A 12,871-nucleotide genomic window follows, 5' to 3' on the forward strand; every position below is an offset into this window, starting at 1 on the left:
ACTTGCCTCCTTATTCAGTTAGTTCAATCACAGAAGCCATCCTTCCAGTCAATCCCTTCTCTTTACGATGAGAATAAAACAAATCTGTGTTGCAGGCAGTGCACATATTTGCTATGAATATATTTCTATCTAATACGCCTATTTCCTTTAAGGATATTCGGTTAGCCTCCCATAAATCTAACATATATTTCCCTTCAGTATTTGGAAATGCAATGTTTGAAGTATATGTAAAATTTGTGTTAAATTCTTTAACAACCTCATTAGACACTTCATAACAACACTTTCCTATGGAAGGGCCTATAGCAACAGTGATATCTTCTACCCTGCATTCAAACTTCTTTATCATCTTTTCCACTGTTTTTTGTCCTATCTTCAACGCTGTCCCCCTCCATCCGGCATGAGAAGCAGCGATAACCTTCTTTATAGGATCAACAAATAACAGGGGTACACAATCAGCATGATAAGTCATAAGGGCTATTCCTGATACATTCGTAATTAGTCCATCAACACCGCTATAATCTTTTTCACAAAAAATGCCTTTTCCTCTATCTTCTATCGTAACGAGCTTTATTTCATCTCTATGTATTTGATCTGCAAGCACTAAGTTTTCAACTTTTATATCTATGGCCTCACAAAACCTCTGTAGATTCGTCATTACGTGAGCTTTATGATCTTTTGTTTTAAAACTTAAATTTAAACTGCTATTATGAGCTGTGCTCACTCCTCCTATTCTTGTACTAAATCCATGTTTCACCATGCCTAGTTGTTGAAACTCTTCTACAATGATAATCTTAGTTTCTTTTTCTTCGATTATTTTAAAACTCAACCCCTTCACTCCTTTACATTAATTTATTAGTTTATATACTCATTATTTCCATTCTTATTTTGCTTTATCAAAACCAAATAGGTCTTCTTCAGTCTATAAGCACAAAAAACCCAGCCAAGACAGCATATAAAACATGCAACTGTGCAAGCTGGGTCTTTGAAGTAATTGAAAAATCCTAATTCGTCTTTTCTTTTAGTAATTTTCTTAATTCACCCATAAAGGTATTAATATCCTTAAACTCCCTGTAAACAGAAGCAAATCGAACATAGGCAACCTCATCTAATTTTTTTATATGATCCATCACCAATTCTCCAATAAACTCTGTTTTTATTTCTTTCTCCATAGAATTATAAAGCTGTTTTTCTATTTCATTCACGATGCTCTCTATATCATTTAATGCTACGGGTCTTTTTTCACAAGCCTTAATCATACCTTTTAAAATTTTATTGCGATTAAAGGATTCTCGATTTCCAGTTTTTTTGATAACCATCAAAGGTATTTCTTCAATTTTTTCATAAGTAGTAAATCTTCTACTACAGGAAATACATTCTCTTCTTCTACGAATTGACTGACCTTCCTCCGTAGGTCTTGAATCCACAACTTTTGATTCACCATCACCACAAAAAGGACAATTCATCCTATGCTCACCCCCCAAATGTTACACTGCTAAGTTCATTATAATATACAGATTACAGTATGTCTAACGAAATCCCATCTATTTTTTGTTTTTGCCTTCTTTTGAAAAAAAGTCCTCGTCTTCTTCATAATGCCTTAGATGAGGTTCAATATTGTTTTTAACCTCTACCAATATAACATCAATGCCTATTTTTTTAATTTCTACCCACGTAATTTCATTCTCCAATTCCTTCCCAAACAAACCAAAAAATTTTTCACTGTTTGGAACAATAATAGCATTGATTTTCCCCTTTTCTAAATTTACATCAATATCAGAAATTAAACCTAATCTTCTGCCATCGGTTATATTAATTACTTCTTTTTCTGTTAAATCTGATGCTCGAATCATCTTTTCACCTCCATAAAATCTACAAATATACGTTTATAACTCTTCCTCTAGTCCTTTTAGACGAGACCCTAGCCATTAAAGCCCTAAGTATCCAGCGCATATTTAGAGCAAATACCAATACTATGTAATATATTTATGGACTTGCTTTTTACTTTATGCCTAAAAAATAAAAATCACCCAAAGGGTGATTTTTATATGTATTTCTTCATATGTTTTACTGCTGTTTTTTCCAATCTAGAAACCTGTGCCTGTGAAATACCTATTTCCTCTGCTACCTCCATCTGTGTCCTACCTTCAAAAAATCTCAAGGTTAAAATTAATTTTTCTCGATCATTTAACTTTCTCATTGCTTCTCTTATGGCAATACCATCAATCCATGTCTCATCTTCGCTTTTTTCGTCACTCACTTGATCCATTACAAATATAGCATCACCACTATCATGATAAATCGGTTCAAATAGAGATACAGGATCCTGAATAGCATCAAGGGCAAAAACTACCTCTGCTCTAGGTAAATTTAACTGCTCAGCAATTTCTGATATTACTGGTTCCTTTGCATTTTTATTAATGAGCTGGTCCCTTACTTGTAATGCTTTATAAGCAGTATCTCTTAAGGATCTGCTTACCCTAATAGAATTATTGTCCCTTAAATATCTTCTGATCTCTCCAATAATCATTGGAACAGCATAGGTAGAAAATTTTACATTATGACTTAAATCAAAGTTGTCAATTGCTTTAATCAATCCAATACAACCTACTTGAAACAAATCATCCACATGTTCTCCTCTATTGTTAAATCTCTGAATGACACTTAGCACTAATCTTAAGTTCCCTCTTATAAATTGTTCTCTAGCAGCATAATCTCCCTCTTTAATGCGACCAAATAGTTTATACATTTCATCATTCGTCAACACTGGTAATTCTGATGTGTTTACTCCGCAAATTTCTACTTTGTTGATATGCATTGTAAAATCTCAGTCCTTTCACTTTGAATTACCCCTTTAATATTTAGATTATTGACTGAATGATTATTTTTATGCAGTAGTTATGCTATGAAAAATAAAATTCGAAGATATAGTGCTTGATCTCCCACTTGCATAAATAGCTAATCCAAATCTTTGATTTGGTGTTAGTCACTTAGTTTGTTCACCTAGAAGTGGAGGTCTTAGCAATACACCGAAGGATAAAAAAGCACCACATGTCACTGTGACAAGTACCTCTTTATATCATTCTATTAATTTCCTTTTTAAGTCTTGATACGATTCTTTTTTCTAGCCTTGATATGTAAGATTGAGAAATCCCTAGGATATCTGCCACTTCTTTTTGCGTTCTTTCTTTACCGCTATTTAACCCAAACCTCAGTTCCATAATCTTTTTTTCTCTCTTTGAAAGTTTATCTAAAGCTACCTTCAAGAGTTCCTTATCTACCTCTTCCTCTAAAAAACGATAAATAATATCGTTATCGGTTCCTAAAATGTCTGATAATAACAGTTCATTACCATCCCAATCAATGTTAAGAGGTTCATCGAAGGAAACCTCCATTTTGATTTTACTATTTCTTCTTAAGTACATTAAAATTTCATTTTCTATACATCGTGAAGCGTAGGTGGCTAACTTAATGTTTTTTTCTGGGTTAAAAGTATTTACTGCTTTAATTAACCCTATTGTTCCTATGGATATTAAATCCTCCACACCTATACCTGTGTTTTCAAACTTTCTTGCAATATATACCACTAAACGCAGATTTCTTTCAATTAAAATCGTCCTCACTGTACTCTGGTCATCTTTTAATTTCTCTATGAGGAAACTCTCTTCATCATTTGATAAGGGGGGCGGCAAAGTTTCACTACCCCCAATATAGTAGATACTTTCCTCTTGATAAAGCTTAAAGTACTTTAATAATTTAATATAATAATAACGGTATAATAATTTCATTTTCAATAGTGATTGTCTCATTTTTCTACCTCCTAAGTTTCGTTAAAAAGCTTACATTGTTTATATCTTATATTAAATCTGGATGTAAAAGGGCTCTATATTCTCCTGCCTTCGATAGTTTTCTGTCATAAATAGCAACAATAATTTCTTGAATACTTTTACTATCTGCTTCTTTTTGTATAGACACAAAATCAGGTTTAAAGCCAATCAACATACCATTTTCTGTTCCTAATGCATTATAAGGAATCATTCTGAACCGCGTTATCCAGCTGCTGCCATGCAAAAGCAAAGCCATTTGTGTAAAATTTGGTTTTCCTGTACAACTAAAAAATCTTTGCACCTCTAAAGGTAATAAATCTATAATAGCATCATACTCTACAATGATTACAGGATACTTGCTAATAGGATCTACCAATGAGTTACCGGTATCTACTATACCCATTACCTCAACTGTAGCGCCATCGATCTCTATCTTTATATTGATAAGGATTTTTTCTTTAGATAACTGCTTTTGCAGATAACCCCAACAAAAGTTGATAAGCATGTAACCTACACCTACAGCAATAAAAATATTTTTTGCAGAAATGTTCGTGATATAAAAAATACCATTGCTTATGATGCCATTAAAGTTCGTAAAATAAAATATAGCAAAACCTGCTCCTCCAAATACCAAAGTAATTAAATAAAATATCCCTAAAAGCCGAAAAAACTCTTTAAATTTGTAGGGAGTAAAGGCCAAAATAATAATCATCATAGAGCAGGCCAACTTCATAACAATAGAAAATAAAAAATGCAGTGAAGGAAAAAAAATAATAAACGCATATAGAGCACTAATAGCTGAAGCCAATAATATCTTTCTCTTTTTTGCAGGATTTTTTCCAAATTTAGCTGTTAAAGACAATATAACGAAATTCATAATAAAGTTTTCCAAAAAAACATATTCCGCATAGACAATCATTTATTTTCCCTCCCGAGGGACATATCCTTCTTATTATACAAATATTCATTAGAAAGACGTTTTATGTATATTATATAGAATAGAGAATCGCTTTTTTGTCATTTTCTGAAGTCGAAAGACTAGTTTGTTCTTCTCATTTTAAAGAATATTGTAAACAGCTTATAAAATCCCAAAATGTAGTGCTTGATCTTCTCACTTTAAGAAGTGGGCATCTTAGCAATAACCGAAGGATAAAAATATTTTTTTATATAAATAGAAAAAGACTTGCTGGCAGCAAGTCTTAAGTGTTGAACGCCTATAGATTTATATGTTTGTTTCAAATAGAATATTTATTTTTTTCTTCTTAAAAAGATAGGAATATCTAATTCGTCTACTTGTTTTACCTGATCTTCTGCAGCTGCCGCCACTTCTTTATGAACGGCAGTTACACTAGCCTTCTTTTGCGGTTCTATAGGTTTTGTTAAATCATGTTCAAAACCTGTAGCTATTACTGTAATTCTAATTTCATCCTTTAGCTCTTCATTGATTACAGCACCAAAAATAATATTCGCATCCTGGTCTGCTGCCTCAGTGACTAATTCCGCGGCTTCATTCACCTCAAACAACCCTAAACTAGATCCTCCAGTAATATTTAATAATACGCCCTTTGCTCCTTGAATAGAGGTCTCCAACAGCGGACTTTGAATAGCTTGTTTTGCTGCTTCTGCAGCACGATTTTCACCACTAGCTCGTCCTATACCCATATGTGCTAAGCCTTGTTCTACCATAATCGTTTTAACATCAGCAAAGTCTAGATTTACTAGACCAGGTACCGCAATTAAATCGGATATACCTTGTACACCTTGCTTTAATACATCATCAGCCATTCTAAATGCATCTAACATGGTTGTCTTCTTTTCTATTACCTGAAGCAAACGATCATTTGGAATCGTTACTAAAGTGTCCACTCTACCCTTTAATTCTTGAACACCTTGTTCAGCATGTAACATTCTTCTTTTACCTTCAAATGTAAAGGGTTTTGTTACAACACCTACAGTTAAAATCCCTAGTTCCTTTGCCACCTCTGCAACAATTGGCGCTGCTCCTGTGCCTGTGCCGCCTCCCATACCAGCAGTAATGAAGACCATATCAGCTCCCTGTAGTAACTTATAGATGTCTTCCCTGCTTTCTTCAGCAGCTTTTCTACCAATTTCAGGATTTGCACCAGCACCTAATCCCCTTGTCAGCTTCTCACCTATTTGTATCTTATGTTCAGCCTTAGAAGTAAATAAAGCTTGTTTATCTGTGTTAACGGCAATAAACTCCACACCTTTTAATTCCGATTCAATCATACGATTTACAGCGTTGTTTCCACCTCCGCCCACACCGATTACTTTGATCTGAGCAAATTGATCCATATCCACATCAAATTCTAACACACTATTACCCCCTTAATTATATGAATGCCATGTTTTGATTTTAAGTTTTTAAAAGTCTCCAATTTTCTCTACATTATCATAATTCCATTGAGTTATCTATAGGACATAGGGCTATGATTATGATAAAATTTATGTATCCTCTATATCACACTGAATCTTATAGATCAAATATTGTGAATATAGAGATTCATAGTTTTTTATGGTCACAAGTAAACCCATACATATTATTATAAATTCAACATAAATTTAATTTTTCCTTTTTTTCAATTTCAATTTATAACATAAAAATTTTGGAAAAAATTAATAAACTTTTTATTAAAAACGTATTTTTTCTAGTAAATGCCTTCTTAAGATGGCAAAGTTTTGGAACAATCTTGCACCAAAGGCAAATATTGCTGCATAATATAGGGGAACCCCTAGACGATCGCCTATATAAGCTAAAAACCCTGCCAGTATTGCATTACCAAAAAAGCCTGATACAAAAATCCCTGTGTTAAACTTATTTTCTACACTAGCTCTAAGTGCTCCAAAAACAGAGTCCATTGCTGCCAGTATTGCAACAGAGATATAAAGAGAATAAGTGGCAGGATAAGTTATGGGCAGATATAATCCTAAAAAGATTCCCAGTGCTAAACCAATAATTGCAAATAACATCTTAATCACCTTCCATCATTGAAATATATTTTAAAGAAATATCACCTTGATATTTTGATATTTTCACTCGGTCACTTGTATAGGATTCTATTGTCAAACCAAATACCTCTCTTAAATACCAAGCATAAGAATCAGGCGCCTTTATAGCAGCATCTAAAGTTTGTGGATCTCCTATGGCTCTTATGGTAAAAGGCTGTCCATAGGTATAATTATTAATGGTAATCGTAGGACCGGCGCATTTTATTTCTGATGTATTTAATACCCTCTGACCATTGATAGAAATCACCTCTGCCCCTGCAATTTTTAAGTCATTTAATATGGTTAATACATCTCCATCATGAATAATAAGATCATTAGGGTCCTGCCCTTCGTATAACTCCCGTTCACTATCACTTAATCTTATGATAATTCCTGGCCCTTCTACATCTACAAAGCCACTGGTTAATCGCATTGTATTAATTTCATTAATTAGTACTTCTTTAATACTACCATCTTCTTCTAACGCCCTCTGATACTCACTTAATTTTGCTTCCTTAGAAAGAATCATCTGCTTTTTATTATTTATTTCTTCTTTTTCTGTATCAATGGCTCCCTGCAAATTACTGATAGTTTTTATGCTAATAAAGCTATAATCCTCTAAATCGCTTCTAAACTGCAAGACAATCATAAAGCCTAGTACAAAAAACATAAGTCCAATTGTTATTTTTCCATAGAAAGATCTCATAGTTCTCCCCTCCAATCCTATTGAAGTGGTTCAACGGGTTTAGCATAATCGAATTGAATTACTTTACTATACCTTGGTACTTGAACAACATTTTCTTTTCTCACATTTACCTGCAGGTTATAAACCTGCCGCATTCCCCAGACAACGCCATACCTCATGTTCAACGCTGCTTCCAATGTCTCAGGATTCCCAATAGCCTTAATAACAAAAGGAGGTCTTGTAGGTACAGAATTAATCAGTACCGTATTTGATGTATAATGTATTTCAGTATTGGCAATGTATCTTTGATCATTAACGGCAATCGCCTCTGCTCCTGCAGCGTTTAATTGATTGATTACTTCTAAGAGCACATCGTAATTATACATAATGAAGCTTCCCTCCCCCTCCAAAAAATAATCATTAGGAGGATCATCCACCGTAACAACAACCCCTGGACCCTCACCTTCCTTATAACCTGCTAATAATTGATAGCGTTCTAAATCTCTTTTTAGATTTTTAATCATAAGATTTTCATCAGCTTCAGAAATTTCATATTCCTTCAAACGCTTTTCCAGATTGGTTAGCTCTTCATTTAGCCTTTCCTTCTCAGTTCTTAAGTTTCTTAACTCCATTGCCAGCTGTTGTGCTTTTTGTGTAGATAAAAAGCCCCCTCCAGGCCCACTTTTCACAGTATTAAATTGTATGGATATAGTAAGTCCTAATATACCACAGAGTAAAGCAATGGCAATTTTACCTTTGAAATTCATCAATTTTCCTCCCAATTTTCTCTATTTCTTATAGATATTTGTCCTTTATATCGCATATCAACTATAACACTTTTTATATTCCTTGTATATAAGTTGGTTAATACTTCCTTTAAAGCCAACACAGAATAAGCCATATCTGTTTTATTCCCTATTAAAACCTCTATACCATCAAAGGTAACCAACTTGATATAATCTTCTTGCCCTATATTAATCTCAGAAATGAGTTCTCCAATTGTAACTAACTTAGAGGCCTCAATCAGTTCAATCGCTGCATCTAATAGAGGTTCTTTACTTATGTCCACCTGGTCTCCTAAGTTAAAACTTTGAAATTCAACACCGGTGATTAATATTAAATCCTCTGCTAAATAATTTTCAGAAACCTGCAATACTACTTTATCTTGATCTATATAAATATACGACCCCATATATGGTATTATAGCATATTTTTCTCGCTCTCTCACAGTCACTATGATTCTATTCGGTAACTTTCTTTGGAGGCTTACTTCCTTAATAAAAGGATGAGATAGTAAGTTTTTTTCTATATCTATTAATTTATATTGAAATATATTTCTATTTAAAAATAATTGCCCAGTATCGATGATCTCTTCGGTTGTTAAAATGATGTTTCCCTGAACCTCAATTTTTTTTAGATTTAATAAATCCGATTGTAATAAAAAATATATCCCCCATAAGAAAAAAACGATAATAAAGAAAAAAGCAGTTAAAAACTTTTTTATCTTCCGTTTTCTTATGTTTTTTATCCTTTGCTTCTCTCTCTTTTTTTCTAGATATTCCATTTTTCATCCCTACCTTTAATGGCTTGTACCTTTTTTGGAAATTTTAAGGGCAGCTTATGGCTGCTACTTAAAATTTAAAACAAATACACGTTTTCATAACTATAAATATATCATCCTATGGTGTAATGTGCTATATAAAAAAAGTAAAATTCATCTATCAAGCGTCATAACCTGTTACAACTTATAAATTTCCGCCCCTGCAGCTTTTAAAACTTCTTCAATATGATCATAGCCTCTTTCAATATGTCTTGCATTTTCTATAATCGTAGTGCCTTCGGCAACTAAGCCTGCTAAAATCAAAGCTGCTCCTCCCCGCAGATCATTGGCAGATACAGTAGCTCCAGTTAATTTTGGTACACCCTTTATAATAGCTGTTCTCCCATCTACTTTAATATTTGCTCCCATTCGAACTAGTTCATAAGCATGCTTATATCTATTTTCAAATATATTCTCAGTGATAATACTGGTACCATCGCTAATTGTCATCAATGCCATGATTTGAGATTGCATATCCGTTGGGAATCCTGGGTAAGGCAAGGTTTTCGTAGACTCTATCGCATGCAATTTTTCAGGCGCCATTAACTTTATGCTATCCTGCGTGTACAAAATTCTACAGCCAGCCTCCTTTAGTTTATAAATCGTAGACTGAATATGCTCTGGCACAACATTTTTTAATACAATCTCTCCCCTTGTAATGGCTGCAGCGATTAAGTAGGTTCCCGCAACAATACGATCAGGAATGATGGTATGTTTAACCTCATGAAGTTCCTTTACGCCTTCGATGTAAATTGTAGCACTTCCTGCTCCTGAAACTTTTCCCCCCATGGCGTTGATAAAATCTTGCAAATCTTTAATTTCTGGCTCCCTTGCCGCATTTCTAATGATCGTCGTGCCCTCTGCAAAAACAGCCGCTAGCATAATGTTCTCCGTTGCCCCCACACTAGGGAAATCCAATTGAATTTCACATCCCTTTAGTCCTTCAGTTTTACATATTAAAAATCCATGTTTTTCTTTGATAACTGCCCCCATCTCTCTCAAAGATTTCAAATGCAGATCAATGGGCCGAGGTCCGATTTCACATCCACCGGGATAGCTCATGGTGGTTTCTCTGCATCTTGCCAGCATCGCTCCTAAAAATACAATAGAAGATCGCATCTCCCTTATCAGCTCTTCTGGAATTTTATGATTGTTTAATTTACTAGAATCTACAATGATTGTGTTATTTTCCCGCGTTACTTCACAACCTACAGATTTTAAGATTTTAATCATTACCTCTACATCAGATAACTTAGGAATATCATGAATTACATTTAATTTTCCGTTTAATACAGTCGCAGCTAATATTGGCAATACAGAATTTTTAGCCCCGCTAACCTTCAATTCACCCTCGATTTTATGTCCACCACGAATCACTAGCTTACTCACCTTAGGCCACCTCCAGAACTTAATTAAGTATATTTATATAGAAAATTACGTTTTAAAAATGATTATTTGGCAGAATATACGTTATAAAACAAATATATAACCATATTATGCAAAAGTTCTAAAGGTGTTCCTATAATTTGTCTATTTAATGCCTAAGAGTTTTCTTATTTCCTCATAAATATCTTCCGTAGCAAGTTTTTTAGAAGCATCTAGACTTGCTTTTTCCATAGATTGTAGTTTTTTACTATCATGTAAGACCTCTTTTATCTTATTTAGCAAACGACTGCTCTCTAATTCCTCTTCTTTAATAACAAAGGCTGCACCTCTAGCCTCTAATGCTCTAGCATTATATTCCTGATGATTTTCAGCTGTGTAAGCCTTTGGTATTAAAATAGAAGGTTTCCCTACTGCATTTATTTCTGTAATAGTGATTGCTCCTGCACTACAAATAATTAAATCACAAGCCTTTAAGGCATAGGGCATATCCTCCATATATTCTATAATACGATTATACTTTAACACCTCTTCATGTTGGGAGAGTTTTTCCATAAGTTCTTTATAGTGTTTTTTTCCTGTAACCAATAGGATTTCAAAACTATTTTTAGGATGCTTTACCAACATATCGATTACCGTTTTATTGATGCTAACAGAACCACCACTTCCTCCCACAATTAAAACTAAGGGTCTTTCCGATTTATATCTGGACTTTGCCTCCTGAGAAGTAACTTTAAAAAACTCTTCCCTTATGGGATTTCCTGTAACAACTAACTTGTTTTTCTGCTTAAAATATTTTTGTGCTTCTTCAAAGCTTATCGCTATTTTATCAACATAGTTACCTAATATTTTATTCGTAATGCCTGGAAAAACATTTTGTTCGTGAATGAGGGTTTTTATACCCAGCTTTGATGCCATATAAACAACTGGGCCACACACAAATCCACCTGTACCTATAACAACATCTGGATGAAAGTCCTTAATAATTTTTCGTGCCTGCCATAATCCTTTTAACAACATTCCAGCACTTTTTAAATTATGGAGAGATATTTTTCGTCTTAGGTAACTGACGGTTATGGTCTTGATTTCATAGCCTGCTTTAGGCACAATATCACTTTCTAATCCCGCAGATGTACCTATAAATAAAATCTGACACTTGGGATGTTTTTCTTTTATTTTATTTGCAATAGCTATCGCAGGGTAGATATGACCTCCTGTTCCACCGCCACTTATGATCACTTTCATGTTTTCAGCTCCTGTTCATATTCGTATATTTTGAAATGTTTAATAAAATCCCCATAGATGCCATAAATACCACTAAGGCGTTTCCCCCAAAGCTAATAAAGGGCAATGGCATCCCAGTAACTGGCATAGAGGAAGTCGCCACTGCAATGTTAATAACCACCTGAACAATGAGCATGGTGGTAATTCCTGTTGCCATTAAGCAACTTAAAAGGTCTGGTGCATTAATAGCAATACGAATACCACGCCAAATCAAAATCATAAAGAGCAACATGATGGCAACGCCCCCTATAAACCCCAGTTCTTCTCCTATAATAGCAAAAATGAAATCATTTTGGGGCTCAGGTAAGTAAAAATGTTTCTGCACACTTCTTCCCAGTCCTCTTCCAAAAAGCCCCCCAGAACCTAGCGCTAACAGAGACTGTACTGCCTGAAAACCGCTATCACTGGGATCCGCCCAAGGGTCTAAAAAGGCTGTAATTCTCTTAGCCTTATAGCCTTTACCACTAATGAAGATGTAACCAATCATAGAAGCCAATCCTATAAAACCACTTGCCGCTAATCCAATAAAGTGGGAGAGTTTCATGCCTCCAACAAATACCATAGAAATAATCACGACTGTCACCACAAAGGCTGTACTAAAGTCTGGCTGCTTGTAAATTAGACCAAAAAACATCCCTGCAATGAGCAAGTAGGGTAGAACCCCATAGGTAAAAGTTTGCATGCTTTCTTTTTTTCTTGTTACACTTGTGGCTATAAAAATGATAGCAGCAAACTTTGCAACTTCAGAGGGCATCACCGTAATAGAACCTACCCCAATCCATCTTTTCGCACCGTTAACTTCTTTGCCTAAAGGTGTTAGAACTAAAACCAATAGAAGGATACTTCCCACCAAAATGATATTGGCATATTTTGACCATTTCCAATATTTTACTCTGGCACAAAAATTCATAGCAACAGTTCCTATTGCCGCCCAAGCCAATATCCTTTTCAAAAAATAATACCCATCACCCATGACCACCATAGCATAAGAAAAGCTGGAACTAAATACCATAACGATACCAGTCGTCACCAAAAGTGCTACAGTGACAATAATCGTAAAGTCATAGGGATTTTTTTTTCCCATCT

The 12,871-nt window shown here is 34.4% G+C and carries 14 protein-coding genes; all 14 read right to left on the reverse strand.

All coding sequences use genetic code 11. The annotated features are described in order from the left end of the window. Positions 1-10: 10 nt before the first annotated feature. Entirely contained in the window at positions 11-826 is an 816-nt protein-coding gene (gene pgeF / locus BJL90_RS17105) for a peptidoglycan editing factor PgeF (protein ID WP_070970851.1), read from the reverse strand. Positions 827-1,001: 175 nt separating this feature from the next. Then, complete coding sequence (gene nrdR, locus BJL90_RS17110; protein WP_070970854.1) at positions 1,002-1,463, reverse strand: transcriptional regulator NrdR; 462 nt, start codon at positions 1,461-1,463, stop codon at positions 1,002-1,004. Between the two features lie 78 nt (positions 1,464-1,541). Next, positions 1,542-1,850, reverse strand: coding sequence for a YlmC/YmxH family sporulation protein (locus tag BJL90_RS17115; protein WP_070970856.1), 309 nt, complete (start codon positions 1,848-1,850; stop codon positions 1,542-1,544). A gap of 191 nt (positions 1,851-2,041) precedes the next feature. Then, positions 2,042-2,815 carry an RNA polymerase sporulation sigma factor SigG gene (gene sigG, locus BJL90_RS17120; RefSeq protein ID WP_070970859.1) on the reverse strand — a complete coding sequence of 258 codons (774 nt, stop codon included), beginning with the start codon at positions 2,813-2,815 and terminating at the stop codon, positions 2,042-2,044. A gap of 256 nt (positions 2,816-3,071) precedes the next feature. Next, positions 3,072-3,806 (reverse strand): RNA polymerase sporulation sigma factor SigE, encoded by a 735-nt coding sequence (sigE, locus tag BJL90_RS17125; protein ID WP_070970862.1) that lies wholly within the window; start codon positions 3,804-3,806, stop codon positions 3,072-3,074. Positions 3,807-3,852: 46 nt separating this feature from the next. After that, positions 3,853-4,743: a sigma-E processing peptidase SpoIIGA gene (gene spoIIGA, locus BJL90_RS17130; protein ID WP_070970865.1), complete on the reverse strand. Its 891-nt coding sequence runs from the start codon at positions 4,741-4,743 to the stop codon at positions 3,853-3,855. 329 nt (positions 4,744-5,072) lie between these two features. Next, positions 5,073-6,161: a cell division protein FtsZ gene (gene ftsZ / locus BJL90_RS17135; protein ID WP_070970867.1), complete on the reverse strand. Its 1,089-nt coding sequence runs from the start codon at positions 6,159-6,161 to the stop codon at positions 5,073-5,075. A gap of 315 nt (positions 6,162-6,476) precedes the next feature. Beyond that, entirely contained in the window at positions 6,477-6,815 is a 339-nt protein-coding gene (locus BJL90_RS17140; RefSeq protein WP_070970870.1) for a small basic family protein, read from the reverse strand. Position 6,816: 1 nt separating this feature from the next. Then, positions 6,817-7,539 carry a DUF881 domain-containing protein gene (locus BJL90_RS17145; RefSeq protein ID WP_070970873.1) on the reverse strand — a complete coding sequence of 241 codons (723 nt, stop codon included), beginning with the start codon at positions 7,537-7,539 and terminating at the stop codon, positions 6,817-6,819. A 17-nt stretch (positions 7,540-7,556) separates the two neighbouring features. Beyond that, positions 7,557-8,285, reverse strand: a complete 729-nt coding sequence (locus tag BJL90_RS17150) for a DUF881 domain-containing protein (RefSeq protein WP_070970876.1) — start codon at positions 8,283-8,285, stop codon at positions 7,557-7,559. Further along, positions 8,285-9,082 (reverse strand): cell division protein FtsQ/DivIB, encoded by a 798-nt coding sequence (locus BJL90_RS17155; RefSeq protein WP_070970879.1) that lies wholly within the window; start codon positions 9,080-9,082, stop codon positions 8,285-8,287. Before BJL90_RS17155 ends, BJL90_RS17150 begins: the two co-directional genes overlap by 1 nt. 174 nt (positions 9,083-9,256) lie before the next feature. Then, complete coding sequence (murA, locus tag BJL90_RS17160; RefSeq protein WP_070970882.1) at positions 9,257-10,507, reverse strand: UDP-N-acetylglucosamine 1-carboxyvinyltransferase; 1,251 nt, start codon at positions 10,505-10,507, stop codon at positions 9,257-9,259. A gap of 141 nt (positions 10,508-10,648) precedes the next feature. Beyond that, a complete protein-coding gene (murG, locus tag BJL90_RS17165) occupies positions 10,649-11,746 on the reverse strand; it encodes an undecaprenyldiphospho-muramoylpentapeptide beta-N-acetylglucosaminyltransferase (RefSeq protein WP_070970885.1) in 1,098 nt (365 codons plus the stop codon). 4 nt (positions 11,747-11,750) lie between these two features. Then, the gene (gene ftsW / locus BJL90_RS17170) at positions 11,751-12,869 is read right to left on the reverse strand and encodes a putative lipid II flippase FtsW (RefSeq protein WP_070970889.1); all 1,119 of its coding nucleotides are present in this window, start codon (positions 12,867-12,869) and stop codon (positions 11,751-11,753) included. Positions 12,870-12,871 lie beyond the last annotated feature (2 nt).

It is taken from the genome of Clostridium formicaceticum, from assembly GCF_001854185.1.
GTDB lineage: Bacteria > Bacillota > Clostridia > Peptostreptococcales > Natronincolaceae > Andreesenella > Andreesenella formicacetica.